At 38.5% G+C, this 24,491-nt stretch carries 30 protein-coding genes and 2 other annotated features; of the genes, 26 read left to right on the plus strand and 4 right to left on the minus strand.

Features of this window, described 5'->3' with window-relative positions; translation table 11 throughout:
- Window positions 1–141 precede the first annotated feature (141 nt).
- The 8 genes from FI644_RS19710 (at window position 142) to trpA (ending at window position 7,845) form a co-directional block, all read left to right on the plus strand.
- Window positions 142–780: an MOSC domain-containing protein gene (locus FI644_RS19710; protein WP_053476535.1), complete on the plus strand. Its 639-nt coding sequence runs from the start codon at window positions 142–144 to the stop codon at window positions 778–780.
- A gap of 62 nt (window positions 781–842) precedes the next feature.
- Window positions 843–1,093, plus strand: a binding site (T-box leader).
- Window positions 1,094–1,130: 37 nt separating this feature from the next.
- Window positions 1,131–1,401: a binding site (T-box leader), on the plus strand.
- Between the two features lie 65 nt (window positions 1,402–1,466).
- Window positions 1,467–2,867: an anthranilate synthase component I gene (trpE, locus tag FI644_RS19715; RefSeq protein WP_082446617.1), complete on the plus strand. Its 1,401-nt coding sequence runs from the start codon at window positions 1,467–1,469 to the stop codon at window positions 2,865–2,867.
- Window positions 2,851–3,462 (plus strand): anthranilate synthase component II, encoded by a 612-nt coding sequence (locus tag FI644_RS19720; protein ID WP_142108744.1) that lies wholly within the window; start codon window positions 2,851–2,853, stop codon window positions 3,460–3,462. Before trpE ends, FI644_RS19720 begins: the two co-directional genes overlap by 17 nt.
- On the plus strand, window positions 3,434–4,459 hold the full coding sequence (gene trpD / locus FI644_RS19725; protein ID WP_053476532.1) for an anthranilate phosphoribosyltransferase: 1,026 nt from the start codon (window positions 3,434–3,436) through the stop codon (window positions 4,457–4,459). The genes FI644_RS19720 and trpD overlap by 29 nt, the downstream gene beginning before the upstream one ends.
- Window positions 4,460–5,254 carry an indole-3-glycerol phosphate synthase TrpC gene (gene trpC / locus FI644_RS19730; RefSeq protein ID WP_053476531.1) on the plus strand — a complete coding sequence of 265 codons (795 nt, stop codon included), beginning with the start codon at window positions 4,460–4,462 and terminating at the stop codon, window positions 5,252–5,254.
- Window positions 5,251–5,886 (plus strand): phosphoribosylanthranilate isomerase, encoded by a 636-nt coding sequence (locus FI644_RS19735; RefSeq protein WP_053476530.1) that lies wholly within the window; start codon window positions 5,251–5,253, stop codon window positions 5,884–5,886. Before trpC ends, FI644_RS19735 begins: the two co-directional genes overlap by 4 nt.
- Window positions 5,861–7,060, plus strand: coding sequence for a tryptophan synthase subunit beta (gene trpB / locus FI644_RS19740; protein ID WP_053476529.1), 1,200 nt, complete (start codon window positions 5,861–5,863; stop codon window positions 7,058–7,060). Before FI644_RS19735 ends, trpB begins: the two co-directional genes overlap by 26 nt.
- Window positions 7,060–7,845, plus strand: a complete 786-nt coding sequence (trpA, locus tag FI644_RS19745; RefSeq protein ID WP_053476528.1) for a tryptophan synthase subunit alpha — start codon at window positions 7,060–7,062, stop codon at window positions 7,843–7,845. Before trpB ends, trpA begins: the two co-directional genes overlap by 1 nt.
- Window positions 7,846–7,902: 57 nt before the next feature.
- On the opposite strand, the gene FI644_RS26430 is transcribed toward trpA, so the two are convergent.
- Complete coding sequence (locus FI644_RS26430; protein ID WP_172797648.1) at window positions 7,903–8,058, minus strand: hypothetical protein; 156 nt, start codon at window positions 8,056–8,058, stop codon at window positions 7,903–7,905.
- A gap of 148 nt (window positions 8,059–8,206) precedes the next feature.
- On the minus strand, window positions 8,207–8,398 hold the full coding sequence (locus FI644_RS19750; protein ID WP_056685203.1) for a hypothetical protein: 192 nt from the start codon (window positions 8,396–8,398) through the stop codon (window positions 8,207–8,209).
- A 297-nt stretch (window positions 8,399–8,695) separates the two neighbouring features.
- Between FI644_RS19750 and FI644_RS19755 the strand changes: the two genes are divergently transcribed.
- Entirely contained in the window at window positions 8,696–9,247 is a 552-nt protein-coding gene (locus tag FI644_RS19755; protein WP_053476526.1) for a hypothetical protein, read from the plus strand.
- Here FI644_RS19755 and brfA read toward each other — a convergent pair.
- Window positions 9,233–9,469 carry a ribosome rescue factor BrfA gene (brfA, locus tag FI644_RS19760; protein WP_053476525.1) on the minus strand — a complete coding sequence of 79 codons (237 nt, stop codon included), beginning with the start codon at window positions 9,467–9,469 and terminating at the stop codon, window positions 9,233–9,235. The two genes, FI644_RS19755 and brfA, sit on opposite strands and share 15 nt — an antisense overlap.
- Window positions 9,470–9,516: 47 nt before the next feature.
- Window positions 9,517–9,846 carry a hypothetical protein gene (locus FI644_RS19765; RefSeq protein ID WP_053476524.1) on the minus strand — a complete coding sequence of 110 codons (330 nt, stop codon included), beginning with the start codon at window positions 9,844–9,846 and terminating at the stop codon, window positions 9,517–9,519.
- A 191-nt stretch (window positions 9,847–10,037) separates the two neighbouring features.
- On the opposite strand from FI644_RS19765, the gene FI644_RS19770 reads away from it, so the two are divergent.
- From FI644_RS19770 to FI644_RS19845, 17 genes are all read left to right on the plus strand, one after another.
- The gene (locus FI644_RS19770; RefSeq protein ID WP_053476523.1) at window positions 10,038–11,120 is read left to right on the plus strand and encodes a respiratory nitrate reductase subunit gamma; all 1,083 of its coding nucleotides are present in this window, start codon (window positions 10,038–10,040) and stop codon (window positions 11,118–11,120) included.
- Complete coding sequence (locus FI644_RS19775; protein WP_053476522.1) at window positions 11,107–13,284, plus strand: molybdopterin oxidoreductase family protein; 2,178 nt, start codon at window positions 11,107–11,109, stop codon at window positions 13,282–13,284. The genes FI644_RS19770 and FI644_RS19775 overlap by 14 nt, the downstream gene beginning before the upstream one ends.
- A complete protein-coding gene (locus FI644_RS19780; RefSeq protein ID WP_053476521.1) occupies window positions 13,285–13,848 on the plus strand; it encodes a 4Fe-4S dicluster domain-containing protein in 564 nt (187 codons plus the stop codon).
- 12 nt (window positions 13,849–13,860) lie between these two features.
- On the plus strand, window positions 13,861–14,388 hold the full coding sequence (locus FI644_RS19785) for a Rieske (2Fe-2S) protein (protein WP_053476520.1): 528 nt from the start codon (window positions 13,861–13,863) through the stop codon (window positions 14,386–14,388).
- Window positions 14,378–14,569 carry a hypothetical protein gene (locus FI644_RS19790; RefSeq protein WP_053476519.1) on the plus strand — a complete coding sequence of 64 codons (192 nt, stop codon included), beginning with the start codon at window positions 14,378–14,380 and terminating at the stop codon, window positions 14,567–14,569. The genes FI644_RS19785 and FI644_RS19790 overlap by 11 nt, the downstream gene beginning before the upstream one ends.
- Before the next feature lie 5 nt (window positions 14,570–14,574).
- Window positions 14,575–14,886, plus strand: a complete 312-nt coding sequence (locus FI644_RS19795) for a hypothetical protein (RefSeq protein ID WP_053476518.1) — start codon at window positions 14,575–14,577, stop codon at window positions 14,884–14,886.
- Between the two features lies 1 nt (window position 14,887).
- Window positions 14,888–15,160, plus strand: a complete 273-nt coding sequence (locus tag FI644_RS19800; protein ID WP_053476517.1) for a hypothetical protein — start codon at window positions 14,888–14,890, stop codon at window positions 15,158–15,160.
- Window positions 15,153–16,658, plus strand: coding sequence for a nitrate/nitrite transporter (locus FI644_RS19805; RefSeq protein ID WP_053476516.1), 1,506 nt, complete (start codon window positions 15,153–15,155; stop codon window positions 16,656–16,658). The genes FI644_RS19800 and FI644_RS19805 overlap by 8 nt, the downstream gene beginning before the upstream one ends.
- A gap of 11 nt (window positions 16,659–16,669) precedes the next feature.
- A complete protein-coding gene (locus tag FI644_RS19810) occupies window positions 16,670–17,320 on the plus strand; it encodes a sensor histidine kinase (RefSeq protein WP_053476515.1) in 651 nt (216 codons plus the stop codon).
- 84 nt (window positions 17,321–17,404) lie between these two features.
- Window positions 17,405–18,058 carry a response regulator gene (locus tag FI644_RS19815; RefSeq protein ID WP_053476514.1) on the plus strand — a complete coding sequence of 218 codons (654 nt, stop codon included), beginning with the start codon at window positions 17,405–17,407 and terminating at the stop codon, window positions 18,056–18,058.
- A gap of 15 nt (window positions 18,059–18,073) precedes the next feature.
- Window positions 18,074–18,511 (plus strand): GAF domain-containing protein, encoded by a 438-nt coding sequence (locus FI644_RS19820; protein ID WP_231690092.1) that lies wholly within the window; start codon window positions 18,074–18,076, stop codon window positions 18,509–18,511.
- A 22-nt stretch (window positions 18,512–18,533) separates the two neighbouring features.
- Entirely contained in the window at window positions 18,534–20,261 is a 1,728-nt protein-coding gene (locus FI644_RS19825) for a sensor histidine kinase (protein WP_053476512.1), read from the plus strand.
- 260 nt (window positions 20,262–20,521) lie between these two features.
- Window positions 20,522–21,304 (plus strand): threonine/serine exporter family protein, encoded by a 783-nt coding sequence (locus FI644_RS19830; protein WP_053477561.1) that lies wholly within the window; start codon window positions 20,522–20,524, stop codon window positions 21,302–21,304.
- Window positions 21,305–21,326: 22 nt separating this feature from the next.
- Entirely contained in the window at window positions 21,327–21,782 is a 456-nt protein-coding gene (locus FI644_RS19835) for a threonine/serine exporter family protein (RefSeq protein ID WP_053476511.1), read from the plus strand.
- 68 nt (window positions 21,783–21,850) lie between these two features.
- Window positions 21,851–23,566 (plus strand): ABC transporter ATP-binding protein, encoded by a 1,716-nt coding sequence (locus FI644_RS19840; protein WP_053476510.1) that lies wholly within the window; start codon window positions 21,851–21,853, stop codon window positions 23,564–23,566.
- A gap of 141 nt (window positions 23,567–23,707) precedes the next feature.
- Window positions 23,708–23,842, plus strand: coding sequence for a hypothetical protein (locus FI644_RS27185; protein ID WP_256376269.1), 135 nt, complete (start codon window positions 23,708–23,710; stop codon window positions 23,840–23,842).
- An 89-nt stretch (window positions 23,843–23,931) separates the two neighbouring features.
- A complete protein-coding gene (locus FI644_RS19845; protein ID WP_053476509.1) occupies window positions 23,932–24,351 on the plus strand; it encodes a hypothetical protein in 420 nt (139 codons plus the stop codon).
- The last annotated feature ends 140 nt before the right edge of the window (window positions 24,352–24,491 follow it).

The following is a 24,491-nucleotide window of genomic DNA, read 5'->3' on the forward strand; positions in this document are numbered from 1 at the left end:
TGAACATAATCAACCTACTATTAATATGGATTACTTTCATAAAAGTAAAAGATACATTTTTTGGTAAAATTACGAATGGAAAAAACTGTTTAGCTTTAAAGGTAATAAAAGGATAAAATGTAAAAAAACAGAGGTGATTAAATGGAGCAGAAATTACTTTCACTAAATATTGGCAGACCGAATTTACATGTTTGGAAGAGGAAGACGGAAAATTCGGCAATAGCAAAAAAAGGAATAGAAGAAGTTCTGTTGACGAAAAATGGTTTTATAGGAGATTATGTTGCTAATCGTGAATTTCATGGGGGACCCGAAAGAGCAGTTTGTCTATATCCATATGAACATTATTGGCAATGGGAACAGGAGTTTAACCAGACATTGTGCAATCCAGCTTTTGGAGAAAATATAAGTGTAGAAAATATGCTGGAAGAGAATGTTTATATTGGGGATACTTTTACATTGGGCGATGCGATCATTCAGGTTTCTCAAGGACGGATTCCGTGTTCCACGATTTCAAAGCATAATCGTGTGGATTCACTGCTAAGGAGAATCGTCGAAACGGGCTATACGGGTTATTTCTTTCGTGTTCTGCAAGAAGGGACTATAACAAAAAATTCTAAGCTCACTTTAATCGATCGTAAACAGGAGAAATTTTCAGTGCTTAAAGGCAATCAGTTAATGTTCCATGATCGAAAAAACCGTGAGGCGATTGAAGAATTTCTGGAAATAAAGGAGCTCGCGGAAGTATGGAGAGAGAAATTTTTGAGGATGTTAGAAAATTAAAATAATTACGAAAGTCCTCTTGACACTTCATTCATTTTCAAATATTATAAAAAACAATATATCGGAAGGCAATGACGAAGAAGAGTAGCAAATACGGATACTTAAGAGAGCTGATGGCTGGTGTGAATCAGTGTGGATGTATGTGTGAATGGACTTCAGAGCCCCAAACTGAAAGCTGGTGAAAGCAAGTAGGCTTTGGCGAAAAGTCTCATCGTTACAGGAGACAGGCATTTAAATATTTTTTTTAGATGCTTGTTAAGTGAGCTGAATTTTTAGCTAATGAAGGTGGTACCACGGGTTTCTCGTCCTTTAGTGACGGGAAGCCCTTTTTGTGTTTACAAAACTTAATAATGAAATCGATGAGTAAGAGTAGTACATTGATTCGAATCGTTTCAGAGAGCCGGGAGAGGTGTGAGCCGGCACGAGGAGAGCAATCGGAATGGACTTACGAGAGGCTTCTTGAATGGCAGTAGGGGAGCACGGAATTCCACCGTTAATGGGATAGGGTATCGATGGAAATGTTTTTTTAAATGCCATTTTCAATCCGTACCTGATTGAGGGAGCATCTTTTATGCTCCGAACTTGAGGTGGCACCACGAATCAGCTTAAATCGTCCTCTATACGCACAAATTTTTTGTGTGTATAGGGGACTTTTTTATTTTTAAATAGGGCAGGAGGGAAATATTTTGGAAGCGGCAGAGCCATTTTTATTAACGGAAATAGAAGGAGATTTGTTCACACCTATTTTGATTTATCAAAGGTTAAGCGGTAAGAAAAAGTTTCTGTTGGAAAGCTCTTTAAAGCATGAGAATTCTGGGAGATACTCTTTCATCGGCGCTGACCCAGTTATGGAGTTAAAGGGGTTTGGTAATCAAACAATGGTTATCTCAGCTAAAGAGGCGGAATGGATACAAGATAAACCATTAGAAGTCTTGAAATCGATGATGCCGGAGAAAAAAATCGTACAGCAGGAAAGATTCCCTTTTTTCGGCGGAGCGGTAGGCTATGTTGGGTATGATGCGATTGCGCAATATGAACAGATTGGACTTACCCCGATTGATGAATTAGGTATTCCAGATGTGCATCTTCTGCTTTTTGAAGATGTAATCATATTTGATCATTATGAACAAAAGGTATTTTTTGCTGCCACTTCGCTATCAAATGATACCGATAAATCAAAGCTCAAACTTCGGCTTGAGAAGAGAAGAAAAGAAATTATGTATGGAACGGTTTGTGAAGATAGGAATCGCGTATGTATATCAGCCTTTTCACCTTTTATGAAAAAAGAGGAATTTATTCAAAAGGTAAAAATAGCAAAGGAGTACATTGAAAGCGGTGATATTTTTCAAGTGGTTCTTTCTCAGCGGCTTCAAGCAACAATAAAAGGCGATCCTTTCTCCTTTTATCGGAAGCTGAGGGTGCAAAATCCATCTCCATATATGTATTATCTGGATTTTGGTTCCTATCAGATAGCCGGGGCGTCACCTGAGAGCTTAATTAAAGTGAAAAACGGCAAGATGACTGCAAATCCAATCGCGGGGACGAGACCAAGGGGAAAAACGGAAAAGGAGGATCTAAAATTAGAGTTTGATTTGCTTACGGATGAGAAGGAGCTTGCTGAACATCGCATGCTTTTGGATCTAGGGAGAAATGATCTTGGACGTGTTTGTGAATTTGGCTCGATCCAGATAGAGAAAAACATGAAGGTTGAAAGATTCAAGCATGTCATACATCTCGTTTCTGAAGTAAGCGGCAAATTAACTAACTCTTTCTCGACAATGGATGCATTGATTTCATGTTTGCCAGCGGGGACTGTCTCTGGCGCACCCAAAATAAGAGCTATGGAAATTATCAATGAGCTGGAAGAAGTGAAACGAGGTCTATATGCAGGTGCGGTCGGTTATGTTTCCTGGAATGGTAGTTTGGATTTTGCTCTAGCCATCCGCACAATGGTTATTAAGGAGGGCAAAGCCTATATTCAGGCGGGTGCGGGAATTGTCCATGATTCCATCCCAGAAAAGGAGTACGAGGAAACACTTCATAAATTAAGAGCATTTTTGGAGGATCAAGATGATACTGCTGATTGATAATTACGATTCGTTTACGTATAACCTATATCAGTATTTAGGGGAATTAGGTGAGGATGTACTTGTTGTTAGAAATGACAAAATTACAATAGATGACATTGTTGGTTTAACTCCTGATGCAATTGTCCTTTCGCCAGGACCTGGAAGACCGGAACATGCAGGGATCTGTCTAGAAATCATACAAATATTTTTTCAAACTGTGCCTATTCTAGGCATTTGCCTTGGGCATCAAGCGATAGGATTTGCCTTTGGAGCCACTATTGATCGTGCTAAGGTGATCAAGCATGGAAAAATATCAAAGCTCAAACATAATGGCTCAAGTTTATTTCAATACATGCCACAGCCAATTGATGTCATGCGTTACCATTCATTAGTAATTATTTCAGGCTCTTTGCCTGGAAGCTTTAAGGTGCTTGCTAGATCATTGGAAGACAATGAGATTATGGCGATCCAACACGAACAATATCCCTTATTTGGATTGCAATTTCATCCGGAATCAATTGGAACAGTGCTAGGGAAAAAAATAATCGAAAACTTCTTAAATCATATTGGGAGGGAGAAGAAGAATGAAGCACATTCTACAGCAGCTATCTGAAGGGAAGTCATTATCCTCAGACGAAATCAATCGTGCCTCAGAAAGTCTCTTTTCAAAGGAGATAACCGATAGTGAAATAGCTGCCTTTTTAATCGGATTGAAAATGAAGGGAGAAACGGCAGAAGAAATTGCTGGGATTGCAGCAGCATTAAGAGAAAGATCGCTGAAGTTTGACAAGAGAATTCCGGATATTATGGATAATTGCGGGACAGGTGGCGATGGAGTAAAGAGCTTTAATATTAGTACAACATCCGCATTTGTCATTGCTGGTGCAGGAATACCTGTAGCTAAACATGGAAACAGGAGCATTTCAAGTAAGACAGGGAGTGCAGATGTTTTAGAGCAACTTGGCATCGATTTAGCCTCAACTCCAGAGGTGACAGAAGAAACGTTGGAAAAGGTGGGGATTGCCTTTTTATACGCTCCTCATGTTCATCCCCAATTAAAAAAGATCATGAAGGTTCGAAAAGATCTGCGAATACCAACCATTTTTAATTTAATTGGCCCACTGACAAACCCAGTTGAATTAGAAACACAGCTACTTGGTATTTACAGGCGTGACATAGTTGTTCTATTCGCAGAGGTATTAAAAAAGCTAGGCAGAAAACGGGCGATTGTCATTAATGGGGCCGGATATATGGATGAAGCTTCTCTTCAGGGCGAGAATTTTTTAGCCATTCTGGAAAATGGATTGATCACGGAAAAAGTATTACACCCTGAAGAATTCGGTCTATCTATCTATTCAAATGATTCAGTCAGAGGAGGAGATGCAAAGGAAAATGCGGATATTCTTCTGAGAGTGTTAAAAGGCAAAAAAGGACCGTATAGAGAAACCGTTCTTCTTAATGCAGGCATTGGTATATTCACCGCTGGGAAGGCAAAGTCAATTCATAAAGGAATTGAGCTAGCAAAAGAAAGCATTGATTCCGGGACTGCCCTTAATAAATTGCAGCAGCTTATTACAGAAAGTCAAAAGAATCAAAAACAGGTGATATAAATGTCTACTATTCTTGATGCAATATTGGCAGAAAAAAGAAAGCAGATTGTGAAATTAAAAGAGGAAATGAATGAGGTTCGGCTGCCAGTCCAACGTAAAAAAAGGTCATTTATTAAACATCTGCAAACAACGGATGATCTTGCAATCATTGCTGAGTTCAAACGGGCTTCCCCATCCAAAGGGGATATAAATGTAAATATGAATCTACAAGCTCAAGTACTTGATTATGTTCATTTTGGTGCAGATGCCATTTCTATTTTAACGGATACTCCTTTCTTTAAAGGCAGCTTTGCAGATTTGGCTGCAGGTAGAGGGGCAGTGGATGTACCGATCCTATGCAAGGATTTCATTATCGATGAAGTACAAATGATGAAGGCGAAAATGGTTGGAGCGGATTTAATTTTATTAATAGCGGCTGCATTAGATGAATCAAGATTGATAGAGCTCTCTCATTTTGCAATGGAACATGGGCTCGAGGTATTAATGGAGGTTCATAATGAAGCAGAAATGGAAATGGCACTATCGTCTGGTGCAAAGTTGATTGGGGTAAATAACCGAGATTTAAAATCCTTTACCGTCGATTTATCTGTAACTGAAACGCTAGGTCCTATCATTAGAAAAGAGGGAGCTTTTCTAATTAGTGAGAGCGGGATCAAATCCCCGGTGGATGTGCAGCGGGTGATAGCTGCAGGAGCAAATGGTGTTCTTGTTGGTGAGACGTTTATGGAAGCAGATAACCTAGAAGAGATATTTAAAGGAATGAAACATCCTCATATAGGAGGGACTGTAAAATGAAGATAAAGATATGCGGTATTACAGATCTTGATACAGCAATAGCGGCAGTTGAATATGGTGCGGATGCTCTTGGTTTCGTGTTTGCTGAAAGTAAAAGAAGAATCACCATTGATCGTGCGAAAGAAATTATTAAGGTACTTCCTAAAAATTTTTTAAAAATAGGTGTATTTGTGAATGAGCAAAAGGAAACGATCGAGAGAATTTTAGAGGAAACTGAAATTAATGCGATCCAGCTTCATGGGGATGAGTCACCGGATGATTGTGCCGGCTTTTTAACTCCAGTCATAAAAGCAATAAGTATTGGATCAGCAAAGGATATATTAAAAGCCGATGAATACGAATGTGAGTATCTATTGCTTGATAGTCCTAAAGGCAAATACCGAGGCGGGAATGGCACCTCTTTTGATTGGGGAGTAGCAGCTGGGCAAAAAGTGAAAAGAAAAAAAGTCATTTTGGCGGGAGGTCTAACACCTGGTAATGTGATAGAAGCCATTCAAATCGTTCAACCTTATATGGTTGATGTCAGCAGCGGGGTTGAATTAGATGGGAAGAAGGATAAAGAGAAAATTAAAAGGTTTATAGATGAAGTAAAGGGGAGGAAGAGAAATGGAAACATACAAATTGCCAGATGAACGCGGGCACTATGGAATGTATGGAGGCAAATTTGTTCCTGAAACATTAATCCAAGCGATTGTAGAACTGGAGGATGAGTATAAGAAAGCAATTGAAGATGAACAATTTAACGATGAATTAAATACGCTTTTGAAAGAATATGTTGGACGTGAAACGCCCTTATATTTTGCGGAACGACTAACGACATTTGCAAATGGTGCGAAAATTTATTTAAAGCGTGAAGATTTAAATCATACAGGCGCACATAAAATTAATAATTCTTTAGGTCAGGCGCTTTTAGCTTCGAGGATGGGAAAGAAAAAAGTGGTCGCTGAAACGGGTGCTGGTCAGCACGGGGTTGCAACAGCAACCGCATGCGCGTTATTGGATCTTGATTGCATTATTTTTATGGGGGCAGAGGACATTAAAAGGCAGCAGTTAAATGTATTCCGAATGGAGCTACTTGGTGCAAAGGTGATCAGTGTTGATACAGGAAGTGCAACCTTAAAGGATGCTGTTAATGAAGCACTGCGATACTGGGTTGCGAATGTAGAGGACACCCATTATATTCTTGGATCAGTTATGGGACCTCATCCATTCCCAATGATTGTCCGTGATTTTCAAAGTGTAATTGGGATGGAAACGAGACAGCAGTATGTGGAAAAGGAAGGAAGACTGCCTAATGCAGTAGTCGCTTGCATTGGGGGTGGAAGCAATGCAATGGGAATGTTTTATCCATTTATTAATGATGAAAGTGTGCGAATGTATGGAATAGAAGCAGCAGGATTCGGGCTAGAAACGAACAAACATGCGGCATCATTGACGAAAGGCAGTCCAGGCATCCTCCATGGGGCATTCATGTATTTGCTGCAAGATGCGAATGGACAAATTCAGGAAGCCCACTCGATTTCAGCTGGGCTTGATTATCCAGGGGTAGGACCAGAACATAGTTATTTAAAAGATATTGGCCGTGTCCAATATGAATCCATTTCGGATAAAGAGGCATTGGAGGCTTTAAAGCTTCTTAGCCAATTAGAAGGAATCATTCCAGCTTTAGAAAGTGCTCACGCTGTTGCCTATGCGCTTAAGCTTGCGAAGAAACTGAATGCCGATGAAGGGCTAGTGGTTTGCTTATCAGGTAGAGGAGATAAAGATATGGATACTGTTAGAGCTAAAATGGGAGGGGGAGTATAATGAATCGAATTGAAAAGGTGATGCGAAGGATAAAAGAAAATAATGAAAAAGCGTTTATTCCATATATAATGGCGGGTGATGAAGGATTAGATGCATTGCCAAAACAAATAACCTTCTTGGAGAAAGCAGGGGCAACAGCTATAGAAATCGGCATCCCTTTTTCAGATCCTGTTGCTGACGGACCCGTAATTCAAGCGGCTGGGATAAGGGCACTGCAAGAAGGCACGACACTAAAGGCGGTCATTCAAACAATGGCAGGGGTTCGTCCAATTGTTCATGTCCCCCTAATTATAATGACATACATGAACCCCATCATTGCTTACGGGATTGAGAAATTTATTGAAGATAGCTATCATGCAGGAGTTGATGGACTGATATTACCTGATTTACCAGTTGAGGAAGAAGGGCTGGTGGCTCCTTTAGCAGAAAAATACGGTGTTGAAATCATTAGGCTTGTGACATTAACGAGTCCGCTTGAACGTATTAAGGAGATCTCATCGAAGGGAAAAGGATTTATTTATGCGGTAACGGTAAAGGGGATTACCGGCGCAAGAAATAGGTTTGATAAGCAGGTCGGGGAGCATTTGCAAAGGGTAAAAAGTGTTAGCTCCTTGCCAGTATTTGCTGGGTTTGGCATTTCAACCCCTTTGCATGTAAAGGAAATGAATCGTTATTGTGATGGAGTCATAGTCGGAAGTAAGATTGTTGAGCTATTTAGAGAGAAAGAACTGTCAGCGATTGAAGAGCTGATTAAAGCTGCAAACATAATGAGGACAATAAAATAGTGAACAATATTTATAGTAAGGTAAAAATCCCCATTTAAATTAACGGGGATTTTTACCTTACTTTTTATTCACTTGCTTTCCGCTTTTTTTCTGACTTTGTGAAGAATTATTCCTAATTTGGAACTCTGAACCAAGTTCGATATCATTATGCTTATCTTGTTTTTCAATTTGTCCCCTAGTTTGATCAGAGTTAGAATGTCCTTGTTTATTCATTGTAAACCCTCCAATAAAATGATTACATTATTAATATGCACATTTTGTATTGGGTTAGTCAGGTGATTTCTTCCTTCTTTCATAAGAGGATTCCGTTAAATCAAAATATTTTTCAATAGTTTAGGGTTTCAACGTTTAATCAATAATCTTATTCCTGGTTGATAGACTTAGGGTAAATAATCTTTTTGAATTTTTTAAATAGCAGCTTGAACCCTTTAACCGAAGCAAGTTCTAAATTTGAAGGGCCAAAGACCCTTTTGTTTACAAAAAAATAAATCAGCTCTTCAACAATGGCAATCACGCAAATTGGAATGACAAACAATAGGATCCAGAAAGTCATGTTTTTCCCCTTCCTTCATTCGCTTTCTTCATGTATATTCAAAGGAAACAATGATTTTACCTTTTTAATACCCAATTCTATATAATTTTTGTATAATATTGGATATGAATAGTGGGACAGAATTTGTTATGATTTTGTTATAGAAGATTCATCCCTACTTCTCAAGTCCTAGAGAATAATAGTTCTCTAGATTCTTATGGCGATTGTTAGACTTTGATTTAATAAAAGCGTAAAGAACGAATAGGATTATGATTTTAGATGATTCCTTTTCGATAAGTGATTGCAGGAGGATGATTTATGGGAGAAAGGAAAGTGTATCTTCTGCTTACCGATACAGGGACATTATTTACTAGAATGATAAGGTTATATACGAAGGAAAGTCATAACCACGCATCCATAGGCTTTGATTGTGATTTAACGGAAGTATATAGCTTTGGCAGAAAAAGACCAAGAAATCCATTTATTGGCGGATTTGTAAAGGAAGATATGCATTCGGAATTATTCCGAAATGCCACATGTGCAGTGTATGTTTATTCGGTAACAGAAAAGCAGTATGAAAATATGCTTCGTCTAATTAAGGAAATAGAAGAGAATAAGCAAAAATATCGCTATAATTTACTAGGTTTATTCGCACTGGCTTTAAATAAGCGAATTCAACGCAAGCATGCTTATTTTTGTTCTCATTTTGTCGCAACTATTTTAAAAGAAGGCAAGCTTTTAGAAACAAACAAACATCTTTGTATGATTACCCCTCAGGACTTAAAACATGCATCTTCTAAAAAACTAGTTTATCAAGGGGATCTCCAATCTTATTTTTCATTTAAAGAAAATCAATTAGAAGTCAACTGATTTTGCCATTATATTCTTATTTATATAAACAAAAGAACCATCACTTATATCATTATAAGGTAGATGGTTCTTTTGTTTTTTCTGATAAAGTAAATCTTTTTTTGTTTTGGTTTTTCTTGTCCGCATATCTGCAAAAACAAATGGACTTCGATTCTCTTCCGGATTCCTTTTTCCTTCGCGAGTTAACTTTTCACGAATTTTCTTCGCTTTTGATTTTGTCATTACCTAACACTCCTTTTTTTATCTAACTTCATAATGAAAGAATAAACCTAAGCTGGCGAGATCACATTTGTTATTAGTAGTACAAAGAAAATGAGCCCTATAAATAGAAAAGTGATCGAAGCAAAGATAACATAGTTCAAACGTAAAGTAAATTCCTCTCTTTTCGATATGATTCCAGTCATTGCACTTGTCTGGCTGTCAATATGTCTTGTCATTGCCCCTCCACTGCTCGAAAACGAGATCGTAATTGCCGAAAATGCAATCCCAGTAAAAAACATTAATTCAATAAAGCGAACAGAGAACCATCTGGCAAGCAGCATCGTTAACCCAATTTCTATAATTAGTATTAAGGCAAATTTTAACATATTTTTCTTCATTTAATTGCCCCCTCTATTAAGTATACGATCGAATAGGTAAAAGGTTTCGAATATTCATTCAGTTAACTGTTTTATATATGATTTTAATATCAGGGGATTTCCCCAAAAAGATAAGGAGTTTCCCCTATATATTATAAATCTACAAACTTCTACAATGAAAGTAAGTTAAATGTTTTGAGGGGGAATATGAAATGCAGGCAAAAGCTGCTGTTAACGAAAAGCCGGTCCATTCAATTAATAATGCATTTGCTTCAAAGTTTGCAAAATCTATGTTTCTGGCTATCTGTGGACTTTTCATCTTAACATTCATTGGTACTAGGATGTTCACACATATCGATTTAAATTTATATGGCTATATGGTTGGAACGATTGTCTTTCTTGGCGGGTTCTTTTACCGATTTATTGCTTGGGGAGAAAGACCGCCGACAAAAATAATTATTAAAAAGGGAATCAAGCTGCTTTTTAGAAAATCAACACCCAAAACATCTGTAGAGCATTTAGCCACATATCGTTTCATCTGGAATAGGGGAATTTACCGATGGACGCAGCACGTGTTAATCGGCTGGGGATGTATCCTCGCTTGCTGTGTAACATTCCCGCTCGTGTTTGGCTGGATGTACTTCACAATGGATGATAATGGCATGTACAATATTATTCTTTTCGGAATGCAAATCTTGACAGTACCAGCTGATGGAATTATCGCAAACCTTTCCTATAATGCCTTGAATATTACTGCTGTCATGGTAATTGCAGGTGTGTGCATGGTGCTTTACCGCCGTTTCAAAAATATGCAGGCAAGAGCAGAACAGAAATTCATGTACGATTTCTTGCCATTAGTTATGTTGATATTAGTAAGTGTGACAGGATTACTTCTAACCTTTTTAAATATGTTTATGCATGGTCATGGTCAGCCAGCCATGTCTTTAATCCACCAATGGACAGTTATTATTACTTTAATCTATCTTCCGTTCGGAAAACTTGCTCATATCCCGTTCCGTCCGTTGAGTGTATTTGCGAAAAATTACCGCGAGTACTATGGGGAGCAATCGATGAAAAAATGTAAAGTATGTGAAACAGAATTTGTCTCAACAGAACAATCAAAAGATGTCGTCGAAGTTCTCGGCGTGAACGATATTCATTTTAAAACAGAGGAAGGCTACCATCTCGCTGAATTATGTCTTCCATGTCGCAGAAAATACCGGATTGCACAATTTTCCGGCTTCCCTACCCATGAGGTAAAAGTGAAGGAGGCAAACCAAAATGCAAAGGGATAAGTTCTTCAAAGAAATAGAGAATGTAAGACATCCGAATGAAACGCTCGTAAAAACACATTGCAGCTATTGCGGTATGCAATGCGGCATGAATTTACGGGTAAATACGTTAACAAATAAAATCATCGGGGTTGAGCCCCGTTATGATTGGCCGGTTACAGTTGGAAAGATGTGTCCGAAAGGGGTTACCGCTTACCAGCAAACTAATCATGATGATCGAATCTTAAAACCGCTTATTCGTGATGATGCTTCATTAAAAGGAACGAAAGAAGGCTTCCGTGAAGCAAGCTGGGAAGAAGCATACGATTTAATTGCTAAGAAATTTACTGAAATGCAAAAACAATATGGGAATGACACACTATCCGTATTCAGCGGTGTGTCAATGACGAACGAAAAGTGCTACTTAACAGGGAAATTTGCACGTGTAGCTCTCGGAACACGCTATATCGATTATAATGGGCGCTTCTGTATGTCAAGTGCTGCCGGTGGCTTCCTCCGTTCATTTGGGGTGGATAGAGGTTCAACATTGCCTTGGACAGATATTCATGAAACAGACTGCTTGTTCATTGCCGGAAGCAACACAGCGGAATGCCATCCAACATCGATGTTCCGGGTCTGGAACGTACAGGAAAGAGGCGGCTACATTATTGTCGCTGATCCGCGAGAAACACCAATTGCTAGAAGAGCAGATGTACATCTCGACTTGAAACCAGGAACAGATCTTGCACTTGCAAATGGAATCTTAAATCTATTAATTCAAAACGGGTATGCAGATGAAGAATTTGTTAATCAGCATACGAACGGATTTGAAGAAACAAAAGAGCTGGTTAAAGAATTCACTCCAGAATATACAAGTGAACTAACAGGTGTTGCACCAGAAAAAATCATCAAAGCAGCAGAAATTTACGGGAAAGCTCCAAATGCAGTTGTCATGTTTGCACGTGGAATCGAACAACAGCATAAAGGGGTAGATAATGTATCAGGCTACACAAATATGGCGCTAGTTACAGGTAAAATTGGCCGTCCGAAATCAGGTGTTGCGACATTCACTGGCCAAGGGAATGGTCAAGGCGGCCGTGAGCATGGACAGAAATCCGATTTGCTGCCAGGCTACCGGAAAATTACGAACCCTGAGCATGTAAAGGAAGTATGCCAAGTATGGGGTATTACACCAGATGAAATGCCAGAGCCAGGGGTTTCTGCCTATGAAATGTTCGAATTAATGGAAGAAAAAACAATTAGAGGCTTATACCTATTATGCTCAAACCCAGCTGTATCTGCTCCCAACTTAAATTTTGTCAGAAAAGCATTAAAAGGCTTAGACTTCATGGTATGTGCTGATTTCTATCTTTCTGAATCAGCAGAATTTGCGGATGTTGTTCTCCCTACGGTTACATGGTCAGAGGATGAAGGAACAGTGACAAACCTTGAAGGCCGTATTATTAAAATTAACAAGGCACAAGAGCCGCTTGGCGAATCCAAGCCGGATTGGCAAATTCAAGCAGAGCTTGCAGAACGGTTAGGCAAAGGAAAATACTTCTCTCACTTAAAAACAGCAAAAGACGTAGCAGACGAATTCCGCTTGGCAAGTAAGGGCGGTTATGCAGATTACTACGGTGCGACATGGGATAAAATTGATAAGCAAGATGGTGTGTTCTGGCCATGTAAGGATGAAAATGATCAAGGGACTCCGCATATGTTCCTAGACAAGAAATTCTATCATCCAGACGGAAAAGCAAAAATTTGCGCACTTCCTTACCGTCCGCCAGCAGAGGAGCCAGATGAAAAGTTTCCATTGCGCTTAACAACTGGACGTGTTGTTTACCATTACCTATCAGGGAACCAAACGAGAAGAATTCCATTCCTTCGCGATATGTGTCCAGAGCCGTTTGTGGAAGTGCATCCGGAAACAGCAGCAAAATATAAGATGGAGCATGAAGAAAGAGTCCGCCTATTTACAAGAAGAGGCGAAGCTATTTACAAAGTAAAAATAACAGAAGCGATTCGTAAGGATACGGTCTTTGTTCCATATCACTTTGGTCACGAACAATCTATTAATCTATTAACAATTGCAGCATTGGATCCAATTTCAAGAATGCCAGAATTTAAAGCATGTGCTGCACAATTAGAAAAAGTAGAAAATGCTGAAATGAAGAAGGTGCAATAAATGACTAAAAAGAGGCTGTATTTAGAACTAGAAAACTGTATCGGCTGCCGTTCATGCCTTGCAGCATGTACACAATGCGGCGGACACGAAGAAAGAAACAGAAACTATGTTTATGATGTAAACCCTCTAGTTAACAGACAAACGATGCCTTTAATGTGCCTTCATTGTGTCAATCCTGCATGTGCGAGAAGCTGTCCGGCGCAAGCGATACAAATCCATGAAACAGGGGCTGTTTTATCTGCTTTAGTGGAGAAATGTATTGGCTGTCAAAACTGTACGATTGCTTGTCCTTATGGCATACCGAAATTTGATACAGAACAAAACTTAATGTATAAATGTGATTTATGTATTGACCGGACAAAGGATGGCATTCCGCCGATGTGTGCAAGTGTTTGTCCATCTAATACACTTCAATGGCTAACAGACGAAGAGATTGAAAACAAGAAGCAGCAATTCAATTTAGATAATGGCAAATGGGTAACAAGCCTGCCTTATCTAGAAGGTGAAACAAACGTGAAAGTAAATCTCCCTGGTATTTTACAGGGTGTTACTAAGCTATTTTAGGAGGGATTCGGAATGCCATCAGATAAAAATAATAAAATTCCCTTTAATGAAGATAATTACACACACAATATTGAACGGAATAATGAAAGAAAATTGGATAGACGCGGGTTTATGAAAACATTGGCTGGGGCTGCTGGTGTATTCGCTGTTTCCTCCCTTCCATGGGGAGCTGTTGCAGCAAAGGAATTAATGGGACTAGGAGAGAAAGAGTATCCGCATAAAAAAATTACGGATGTAAGCAAATTAGCGGTAGGAGATTCATTGGAATTTAAATTCCCTGGTGATCATGATGATGCGATTATTATCAGACTAAATGAAAACAAATATGTTGCTTATCAAAATGCATGTACACATCTTCGCTGCCCAGTATTTTGGGTGAAAGAACAAAACCAAATGGTTTGTCCTTGCCATCATGGGTTCTTTGATGCAGAAACAGGTGCACCGACAGCCGGACCACCAAGACGTCCGCTTCCAGAAATTCAAGTGAAAGTAGAAAATGGAGCAATTTATGCAGTAAGGGTGAAACGTTATGAAGCGTAGTTACGTAGGAGTTGCCGTCCTTGCATTCATTTTGTTCCTAAACATTATTTTTACACAATATATGGTTCATCAATTCTTTTATGAAAATTATGTCAACACATTGATATTTTGCGGATTAAATATCGTGTTGTTCCCAATCGCATTATTTGCTTATAAAAAGATGAAAAATGTAAAGGCGTGAGTCAAATGAACAGTGAAACATACCTTGATTTTTGTTTTATTAGAAAATCTTCCGGAAATTTTGCAGCAGAAGTAGACGAAATGTTATCGAGGCTATTTAAAGGTGTTCGCTTAAATTGGTATTTAGACGAGAAAATTGAAGATGACATGGAAATTGTCGTAGCTGAAGTAAAAGGCATGAGCAAATGGCAATCAGAAGAAGAAACCATTGCCTATATTGAGGAACATGCAGAAGATACATTTTGGGATACACTTCAAGGCTATAAAATGTTTATCTATCCGGCAAAGAGAGGGTGCGGTAGCTGTGGGACCCACTGAAATGGAAAAAATCGAGTCATTTATTTCCCATCGGGCTGAAGTAGCGATCTTAGATCAGCCCGGTGAAGATCAAGCACCTTTTGTAAAAAAAACGATAACGAAAACAGGACTATGTCCTGATAAGACGCATCTGCGTATTTACTTTGATGATAAATATTTCTTCGCTGTGCCGTTAAAAGCAGATGTGAAAATGAGCAAATATGAATGGTCTGCATATGACCATGAAGCAGGATTAAATTATGTTATTAGAAGAGAGCGTGGACCAGATGCTTAGAAAAATACAGCTCCCATTACAAACATTAAATCTTGTAGTCGGCTTTATGATTTGGGTGTTGATATCATCTTTACTTCCGTTTATTAAAGAAGATATTGCCATTCCCGATAATCAATTGGCACTTGTGACAGCTATCCCAGTTATTCTAGGGTCAATATTACGTGTTCCGCTCGGGTATTATGCCAATCAATTTGGGGCAAGGAAAATTTTTCTCATCAGCTTTGTTCTGCTATTATTCCCAGTTTATTATATTAGTGTTGCGAATTCTTTAGCAGATTTATTGGTAGGGGGATTATTTCTTGGAATTGGTGGAGCCGTGTTCTCTGTTGGGGTTACTTCTCTGCCAAAGTATTATCCAAAGGAAAAACATGGGTTTGTAAATGGGATATACGGTGCCGGAAATCTTGGTACTGCCATATCTGCATTTGCAGCACCTGTGGTTGCAACAAAATTGGGCTGGTCAACAACTGTACAGCTATATCTCATTATTCTAGGTATTTTCATTATTGCTAACTTCCTTTTAGGGGATAAACAAGAAACAAAAGTAAAAACACCGCTTTTAGAACAAATTAAAGGTGTATATAAGAATGAAAAGCTTTGGCTGCTAAGCTTGTTCTATTTTATCACATTTGGATCCTTTGTAGCTTTCACCATCTATTTGCCAAACTTTCTAGTTGCGAATTTTGGTCTTGATAAGGTAGATGCAGGTTTTCGTACAGCTGGATTTATTGTCATTGCCACACTTATGAGACCAATAGGAGGATGGCTGGCAGACCGTTTTCATTCACTAATTCTTCTGATGTTTGTATTCGGCGTTTACACGGTTTCAGCCATGATCCTATCATTTGCTCCATCCATCGGCTGGTATACGTTCGGGTGTTTAACAATCGCACTTTGCGCTGGTATCGGGAACGGTGTGATCTTTAAGCTGGTACCGATGTACTTTAGTAAACAAGCGGGAATTGTGAACGGGATTGTTTCGGCAATGGGTGGATTGGGCGGATTTTTCCCGCCAATTATCCTCACCTTGCTATTTAATCTGACTGGTCACTATGCGATTGGCTTTATGGCTCTGTCAGAGGTGGCTCTCGCAAGCTTGATTTTAGTTGTTTGGATGTATTTCCAAGGGAAAATGAGTCTTGCTAATGAAGTTATAAATCACACAGTTGAGGGGATTATGATTACAGATATGAGCGGGAAAATCATTTCTGTCAATCCAGCTTTTACTAAGATTACAGGCTTTGAAGCAGCTGAAGCAATTGGAAAGAACCCGAATATTCTTAAATCGAATAAACAACCGAAGACTTTTTATGAAGATCTCTGGCGTTCAATTGAAACTAACGGGTTCTGGCAAGGTGAAATATGGAATAGCCGTAAAGATGGAGAGGAATATCTCCAATGGCTGACGATTAGTGCAGTAAAGAACGATGCTGGTGAAGTAGTTCAATATGCGGGGATGTTTAGTGATATTTCAAATCATAAGAATAAAAAGGCATAAGGAGGGGTGACATGGAAAGACAGCCAGTTAAAAACGATATTAGTTCCTATATTATTCAATCTCAGGAAGAGGAGATTAAACGAATTGCACTCGAACTGCATGAAGGGGTCGGACAAACATTATATAGTCTTTATACAGGGATGCAGTTTATTGGGAATGCGGTTGAACAGGTTGAGATGAAGGGATATGTTAGTGATATGGCTGAATTGCTTGAAAAAACGATTCAAGAAATCCGGCTGCTGGCTGTTGAGCTCCATCCTCCTACTCTTACGACTTTAGGGCTGCTTCCTGCGATGAAAAGCTATCTAAAGCTGTACACTTCGACATACGGAATAGAGGTAGAGTTAGAGACTTCCGGTAAAGAAATTCCGTTAGAGGAAAGGCAAAGAATCACTCTCTTTCGAGTATGTCAAGAAGCTTTGGCGAATATTGCAAGATATGCAGACACAGTGAAGGCAGAAATGACTTTTGCGTGGCAATTCGATCATTTATCCATTATCATTAAAGATAATGGCAAAGGATTTAATATTGATAAAGGGTGGCATCAATCGACTGGACTTGCAGCGATGAAGGAAAGAATGCATTTAATCGGGGGAGAATGGCATCTTTCATCAAAGATTGGCGAAGGGACAGTAGTCGAACTTTATCTTCCATTTATATAAGAGAAAAAACAAGGGATTTGCGAAAATGCAATCCCTTGTTATGTATTTTCACTTTACAATCGAACAAAGATAGGGGGAGCTGGCATGATCAAAATTCTGCTTTGTGATGACCATGCAGTCGTAAGAATGGGGTTGAAAATGCTTTTAAACAATCATTCAGATATAGAAGTGATAGGGGAAGCTTCTGAAGGGAATGAAGGCATTCAAAAGTCACTCGAATTAAAGCCAAATGTCGTTGTGATGGATTTAAGCATGCCGCATGGGAAAGATGGTCTTTCAGCAACAACAGAATTAAAAAAGCTGTTGCCTGAAACGGCCATCCTCATTCTAACAATGCATGATGATGAGGAATATTTATTCAGAGCCATTCAAGCAGGGGCCTCTGGATGTATTTTAAAAAGTGCTCCACATGATGAACTTCTTTCAGCGATCCGTTCAGTAGCTGCAGGTAATGCTTATTTGCATCCTTCAGCTACGAAAAGATTAATGGAGGAATATATTGGAAATGCGAGAAATGGGAATGTTGACACGTTTAATCTTCTTTCTGATCGGGAAAAAGAGGTGCTGACTTTAATTGCGAAAGGATTTTCAAATAAGGAAATTGCTGAACAGCTAGTTATCAGTGTCAAAACGGTTGAAACTCATAAAGGAAATTTGATGGAAAAACTTCAAATGAAAACAAGGCCAGAGCTTGTTGAGATTGCGTTGAAAAAGGGGTTACTAGGATATGGAATTTAAAGGGGGAGTGCAATCTTGAATCAATCATTTGAGATTGCTCATACATGTGAATCCATTTTATCTAAAATAGCTACTGATTTTGTTGGCCTTGCCCTACAGAATAGAGAAGGACCTGATGTAAGGTGGCATTATGCGGCTGGGAATAGTAATGACAAATATAAGAAAATCACTGTTCGATATGGAAAAGGCATTGCTGGGAAAGTGATCTCGACAGGAAGTCCGATAACGATTAATAATTTTCCTGAGAATATCCATGGAAAAGCACTTGAATATCCGATAATGCTTGCTGAAAAGCTGCTTTATGCTTTCGCCGTTCCGATTTTTTATAAGGGTGCACCAAAAGGTGTTTTATTGGTAGGGCGAAGAACGAATACACCAATAAACAAAGAGGAACAAAATATTGTCAGACAGGCGGCCATTACTTTGGAAGGGATGATAAGCAGTCTGTTTTAAATGGCAATCAGGAGGAACAGATATGGACAGGGATAGTCAGATACAATTTAATAAAAACAATACTCCTGCTTCGGGGGATGCGACTATTCTAGTGAATGAAAAAGGGATAATATCAGATTCGAATCAACGGGCATGTCACATATTTGGCTATGAAAGGATAGAAATGATTGGGGCAGAGCTAAATAAATTTATGCCTGAGATGAATCTTTTTGCTGCAGAAGAAGGAATGATCATTCATCAGTTTGGAAAACATCGAGAAGGTCATGATTTTTCATTGTTTTTTCGGATAAATGCTTTTTCACTTGGAAATGAAAATTACTTCCTAATTATTTTTAATAGTGTAAAAGATCAATCAAGACTAAAATCTCAGAATGCCTATCAATTAAATGAGCTTGTTGATTTAAAGTATGCCCTTGATGCATCAACAATTGTTGCTTTTACTGACCAAAGGGGAATTATCACTTATGTAAATGAAAAATTTTGCGAGGTTTCGAAGTATTCAGCTGAGGAACTAATAGGGAAAGATCATCGAATTATTAATTCAGGTTATCATTCAAAGGAATTTATGAAAGAACTTTGGCAGACAATTGGAAATGGGGAAGTATGGCGTGGGGAAGTTAAGAATAAGGCCAAGGATGGTTCCTATTACTGGGTAGATACGACCATTGTTCCTTTTCTTAATGAAAAGGGCAAACCATTTAAATATTTAGCTATCCGTAATGAAATAACGGAGTATAAACAAGTTGTGGAAGAACTGAAGAAGTCGGTTAATGAGTTGAGTGACCTTAAATTTGCTCTTGATGCATCGTCTATTGTTGCTATTACTGATCAAAAAGGGACTATCCATTATGTTAATGACCAATTTTGCCGTATTTCTAAATATTCAAGAGATGAATTAATTGGAAGAGATCATCGGATTATTAATTCGGGATATCATCCTAAACGATTCTTTGCAGATTTGTGGCGAACCATAGCGTCAGGCAGAGTGTGGAAGGGTGAAATTAAAAATCGTGCGAAAGATGGTACATATTATTGGGTAGACACGACAATCGTTCCATTCCTGGATGAGTATAGACGACCATATCAATATTTGGCTATTCGACACGAAATAACTAAGAGAAAAAAGGTAGAAGAAGAACTCCAATTAATGATGGCGAAAATCATAAATGTTCAGGAGGATGAGCGAAGACGGCTATCTCGTGAACTGCATGATGGGATTGGGCAAAACCTTTATAGCCATCTTATTACAATCAATCGTTTGCAATCGGAATTTAATCATCTTTTATTAGATCAAATGCAGGAGGAAGCAACTGAAATTATCGAAGAACTAAGGGATCTTTCTTGGGCATTGCGGCCTTCTGTGCTTGATGATCTTGGATTAATTCCGGCTATTCGTTCCTACCTTGTACGTTTTTCTGATCATAGTCATATTAATGTTCATTTTGACTGTTATTTGAATACAAGACTGAGTGAAAATAAAGAAATTACCATTTATCGAATAATTCAGGAGGCATTGACGAATATACGAAAATATGCGGATACGGAAGAAGCAACGGTAACGATTCGAGAAATGGAAGATGAAGTAAGAGTAATGATAGAAGATAAGGGAAAAGGGTTTGATATACTAGAGGTTTCTCGTGGAGTTGGTCTTTTTAGTATGGAAGAAAGAGCGAAAGCCGTTCAAGGGAGCATCACGATTCAATCAATTAAGGATAGAGGGACAAAGATTATTTTAGACGTTCCGCTATAGTTGAAAAGCTGCCTGTTCGGCAGCTTTTTTCTCTGGTTGTATCATGAGGCTTTTGTCGAAACATCGATATTTCCGATTTTTCGAAGATAAACCATCTACTTTCGGAGATATATTTACATTTTGTAGATAAATTTATTATTTCGCAGATATAATTATATTTCGAAGATTTTTATATTGACGTGCAAGGCAAAACTTTCTTGATTTCTCTTTAATTCATGATACATTTCCTTTATTATGAAGAAATATAATTGAATGTGGCAATGTATTATTGTTTAGGAGGGAAAAGGGTGGAAAATAGATTTCCCCAAACATATGAAGTGATTGAATTATGTCTGCTTGCTGGGAAAATTATGCTGCAGTGCGGAGGAGAAACGTATCGAGTAGAGGATACAATGACAAGGATTGCTGCTACGTTCGGCATTCCCCAATCACATAGCTATGTAACACCGACAGGGATTATTTTTTCTATTGATGGAACAGAGCCTGCCAAATTTATTCGAATATCAGAGCGAACAACGGATTTATATAAAGTAACGCTGGTAAACGGGGTTTCCAGGAAGTTAAGCAGCGGGGAGTTGACAGCTGAACAAGCTCTGAATCGATTGAAGGAAATTCAAGATGCAGACTTTACTTTTCCAATCTATCAGCAAATCATTGCAGCCTCCATTTCCAGCGGCTGCTTCTTAATGATGTTTTTAGGCCAATGGAGCGATTTTATACCAGCCGTCATCGCAGGAGGATTAGGATTTGTCTGTTTTGTCTATATTCATCAAATTCTAAAGGTCCGATTTTTCTCGGAGTTTGTTGCCTCACTTGTAATCGGTTTAATCGCCTTTCTATTTGTAAAAATTGGTGTCGGAACACAGCTTGATAAAATCATTATTGGTTCTGTCATGCCGCTAGTTCCAGGTTTATTAATTACGAATGCTGTAAGGGATTTGATGGCCGGGCATTTAGTGTCTGGATTATCAAAAGGGGCAGATGCATTTTTAACTGCTTGTGCAATAGGTACAGGAATTGCAGTTGTCGTCGCCTTTTATTAGTGTAAACGGAGGTATACAGTAAATGATTGTACACTTAATAACAAGTTTTATTGCCTCTGCAGCGTTTGGTATACTTTTTAATGCGCCTAAAAAGTCATTACTTAAATGTGGGTTCGTAGGCATGGCTGGCTGGTTTATTTATATCTTCCTCGTAAATAAGGAATTCGATGCAGTTGTCGCTTCCTTAGTTGCCGCATTTGTGATTGCGGTTATCAGTCAGACTTTTGCTAGAATGTATAAAACACCGATTATCATTTTCAGTGTTTCTGGGATTATTCCCCTAGTTCCAGGTGGCTTAGCATATGACGCGATGCGTCATTTTGTTGTCAATGATTACAATGTTGCTATTCAGTTAGCAGCAAAAGCATTTATGATTTCTGGTGCGATTGCCGTTGGCCTTGTTATATCAGAAGTACTCAATCAGTTATTAATGAAGATAAAATTTAAAAAAAAGAAAAAAGCTAATGAAGTCAATTAACTTGTATGTTTATCAGCTACACCATATAATCCTAGTAATTATAGTTTGAGGACAAGGAGAAAAATGTTATGATTCGCCGATTTTTTTCGTATTATAAACCGCATAAAAAACTTTTTACGATTGATTTTAGCAGTGCAGTCATAGTCGCGATTTTGGAGCTTGCATTCCCGCTTGCTGTACAATGGTTTGTTGATGATTTACTGCCAAGTGGAAACTGGTCAAAGATTGTTTCCGTCAGTGCCGGACTTTTAACGCTATATTTAGTAAGCACATTTTTGCAATATATCGTAAACTATTGGGGGCATATGCTTGGCATCAATATTGAAACAGATATGAGGCAGCAGCTGTTTCAGCATGTTCAGCGTCAATCCTTCCGTTTCTTTGATAATACAAAAACAGGTCATATTATGAGCCGTGTAACAAATGACCTGTTTGATATTGGAGAACTTGCCCATCACGGTCCAGAGGATTTATTTATTGCAATCATGACATTTGTTGGGGCATTCTGGATTATGCTTACGATTAATGTGAAACTAGCATTGGTGACGATTATTATCACACCATTTCTTGTTTGGCTCATTTCCTTCTGCAATATTCGTATGAATAAAGCATGGAAGAAAATGTACGGTGAAATTGCTGATGTAAATGCTCGAGTAGAAGACAGTGTTTCAGGCGTGCGTGTTGTACAATCTTTTACTAACGAAGAATATGAGATTAGCCGATTCAGAACGAACAATCAGAGATTTCGATTAGCAAAGCTTTCTGCTTACAAAATTATGAGCTTTAGTTCGTCAGGTATATATATGCTAACGCGCTTAATGACACTTGTCGTCTTAGTATTTGGTGCGTGGCTAAGCTTTACAGGCCAGCTAACATATGGTGAACTAGTCGGTTTCGTTCTTTATGTGAATGTTCTTTTGAAACCAATTGATAAAATTAGCGCATTGCTTGAGCTGTATCCCAAAGGTATGGCAGGATTTAAACGTTTCCTTGAATTATTGGATTCAGAACCAGAAGTGGAAGATGCAGAAGATGCCATAGAAGTGGCTACCCTTCGTGGAGATATTACGTTTAACAATGTTACCTTCAGCTATGATGAACATAAACCTGTGCTGGAAGGGATTAGTCTTCGAATGAATAAAGGGGAGACTGTCGCTTTTGTCGGTCCTTCTGGTGCCGGGAAAACAACCATTTGCTCTCTTATTCCCCGATTTTATGATGTAAACAGTGGAAGTATAACAATCGATGGCATGGATGTAAGAGATATAACTAAGAAATCGCTGCGGTCACAAATCGGAATTGTGCAGCAGGACGTATTTCTTTTTACAGGAACGTTAAAAGAAAACATTGCTTATGGTATGCTCGGTGCAACAGATGAACAAGTAGAAGAAGCAGCAAGAAGAGCCCATTTGGAAGATTTCATTGCTTCACTCCCACTTGGCTACGAAACGCAAATTGGGGAAAGAGGATTGAAGCTTTCTGGCGGTCAAAAGCAGCGGATTGCGATCGCACGAATGTTTCTAAAGAACCCGCCTATTCTTATTCTTGATGAAGCAACATCTGCATTAGATACAGAAACAGAACAAATAATTCAAACAGCATTGACCGAGCTTGCACAAGACCGGACTACACTTGTCATTGCACATAGACTAGCTACGATTCGCAATGCTGATCGCATTGTTGTCGTAACTGAAGATGGAATTGCAGAAGAAGGACGCCATGATGAATTGATTGACCTTGGTGGCATATTCGCAAATCTTCATAGAGTTCAATTTCAGAGATAAAAAAATGCACAAGCATTATGCTTGTGCATTTTTTTTGCCTATTTTTATGAATATAGGGTGTTTCATTATGCATGTCCATAACTCATACATAACATGGAACTGTAAGGGTCCCTTAAATCTTTATGAAAGGGGGGACTATTTATGCTAGTAATCCTTCTTCTTCTAATCATTCTGTTGTTTGCTTGGATTTTGGCGTTGATTTTTGGCAGTGAAAGTCAAGCGCATGCTATCAGAAAAGCCATTCGTTCATTATTTGTACAAGCACCTGCTGCATAATTAGAAGGTACACTGGGAAATGATCCTCCCAGTGTATTCATTAGAAGTTGCCTATATTTTTTTGCAAATTTGAAGGGAGAGTTCACCAAGTGACAAGTAATAGTGAAGGAACTGTAAAGCAATTCCTTAATAATCAATCAGCGATGACCTTAGTTGAAAGCCTGCTTAAAAATGAAGATTCACTTAACTACAGTGCTTTAATGAATATGGCAAACAAACTATTGAATGATGAAACACTAATGGAGCTGGTTGGAGAAATTGGCAATTCACCTGATGAAATGAAGGAAGAGCAGGATTTACATCAACAAGAGGATCAAAAGCTTTACGTTTTACAAAAACAAATAGAGGCGATGAACAAAGAGCTTACAAAAACAAAACAAGAATTAGCCAGCTTAAAGAAGCAAGACACATCAATCATTACTTTAGGTATGAAGGTCATTCATGCAGCAAGCCAAGATTTGAAAAAAGGTGTAAACATACTCACTGGAGTAAGAAATCTATTGAAATAGAAAGCATTGCTTTTATAGTAATGCTTTTTAACTGGAGTTCAAAAAGCTACTAAATAATCATAGAAGGAATCTAGACTTTTGATGAAGAATAAAGATATTAATACAAATGAATAAGAGAGCGAGTCTATGTTTTTAAAAGG

This window comes from Cytobacillus solani (assembly GCF_006704205.1).
GTDB classification, from domain to species: domain Bacteria; phylum Bacillota; class Bacilli; order Bacillales; family Cytobacillaceae; genus Cytobacillus; species Cytobacillus solani.

Bases quoted from the DNA above. Each gene is read 5' to 3' on its own strand.
- FI644_RS19710 (WP_053476535.1), top strand. From the start codon at position 142: ATGGAGCAGAAATTACTTTCACTAAATATTGGCAGACCGAATTTACAT.
- FI644_RS19720 (WP_142108744.1), top strand. From the start codon at position 2,851: ATGATACTGCTGATTGATAATTACGATTCGTTTACGTATAACCTATAT.
- trpD (WP_053476532.1), top strand. From the start codon at position 3,434: ATGAAGCACATTCTACAGCAGCTATCTGAAGGGAAGTCATTATCCTCA.
- trpC (WP_053476531.1), top strand. From the start codon at position 4,460: ATGTCTACTATTCTTGATGCAATATTGGCAGAAAAAAGAAAGCAGATT.
- FI644_RS19735 (WP_053476530.1), top strand. From the start codon at position 5,251: ATGAAGATAAAGATATGCGGTATTACAGATCTTGATACAGCAATAGCG.
- trpB (WP_053476529.1), top strand. From the start codon at position 5,861: ATGGAAACATACAAATTGCCAGATGAACGCGGGCACTATGGAATGTAT.
- trpA (WP_053476528.1), top strand. From the start codon at position 7,060: ATGAATCGAATTGAAAAGGTGATGCGAAGGATAAAAGAAAATAATGAA.
- FI644_RS26430 (WP_172797648.1), bottom strand. From the start codon at position 8,058: ATGAATAAACAAGGACATTCTAACTCTGATCAAACTAGGGGACAAATT.
- FI644_RS19750 (WP_056685203.1), bottom strand. From the start codon at position 8,398: ATGACTTTCTGGATCCTATTGTTTGTCATTCCAATTTGCGTGATTGCC.
- FI644_RS19755 (WP_053476526.1), top strand. From the start codon at position 8,696: ATGGGAGAAAGGAAAGTGTATCTTCTGCTTACCGATACAGGGACATTA.
- brfA (WP_053476525.1), bottom strand. From the start codon at position 9,469: ATGACAAAATCAAAAGCGAAGAAAATTCGTGAAAAGTTAACTCGCGAA.
- FI644_RS19765 (WP_053476524.1), bottom strand. From the start codon at position 9,846: ATGAAGAAAAATATGTTAAAATTTGCCTTAATACTAATTATAGAAATT.
- FI644_RS19770 (WP_053476523.1), top strand. From the start codon at position 10,038: ATGCAGGCAAAAGCTGCTGTTAACGAAAAGCCGGTCCATTCAATTAAT.
- FI644_RS19775 (WP_053476522.1), top strand. From the start codon at position 11,107: ATGCAAAGGGATAAGTTCTTCAAAGAAATAGAGAATGTAAGACATCCG.
- FI644_RS19780 (WP_053476521.1), top strand. From the start codon at position 13,285: ATGACTAAAAAGAGGCTGTATTTAGAACTAGAAAACTGTATCGGCTGC.
- FI644_RS19785 (WP_053476520.1), top strand. From the start codon at position 13,861: ATGCCATCAGATAAAAATAATAAAATTCCCTTTAATGAAGATAATTAC.
- FI644_RS19790 (WP_053476519.1), top strand. From the start codon at position 14,378: ATGAAGCGTAGTTACGTAGGAGTTGCCGTCCTTGCATTCATTTTGTTC.
- FI644_RS19795 (WP_053476518.1), top strand. From the start codon at position 14,575: ATGAACAGTGAAACATACCTTGATTTTTGTTTTATTAGAAAATCTTCC.
- FI644_RS19800 (WP_053476517.1), top strand. From the start codon at position 14,888: ATGGAAAAAATCGAGTCATTTATTTCCCATCGGGCTGAAGTAGCGATC.
- FI644_RS19805 (WP_053476516.1), top strand. From the start codon at position 15,153: ATGCTTAGAAAAATACAGCTCCCATTACAAACATTAAATCTTGTAGTC.
- FI644_RS19810 (WP_053476515.1), top strand. From the start codon at position 16,670: ATGGAAAGACAGCCAGTTAAAAACGATATTAGTTCCTATATTATTCAA.
- FI644_RS19815 (WP_053476514.1), top strand. From the start codon at position 17,405: ATGATCAAAATTCTGCTTTGTGATGACCATGCAGTCGTAAGAATGGGG.
- FI644_RS19825 (WP_053476512.1), top strand. From the start codon at position 18,534: ATGGACAGGGATAGTCAGATACAATTTAATAAAAACAATACTCCTGCT.
- FI644_RS19830 (WP_053477561.1), top strand. From the start codon at position 20,522: ATGTATTATTGTTTAGGAGGGAAAAGGGTGGAAAATAGATTTCCCCAA.
- FI644_RS19835 (WP_053476511.1), top strand. From the start codon at position 21,327: ATGATTGTACACTTAATAACAAGTTTTATTGCCTCTGCAGCGTTTGGT.
- FI644_RS19840 (WP_053476510.1), top strand. From the start codon at position 21,851: ATGATTCGCCGATTTTTTTCGTATTATAAACCGCATAAAAAACTTTTT.
- FI644_RS27185 (WP_256376269.1), top strand. From the start codon at position 23,708: ATGCTAGTAATCCTTCTTCTTCTAATCATTCTGTTGTTTGCTTGGATT.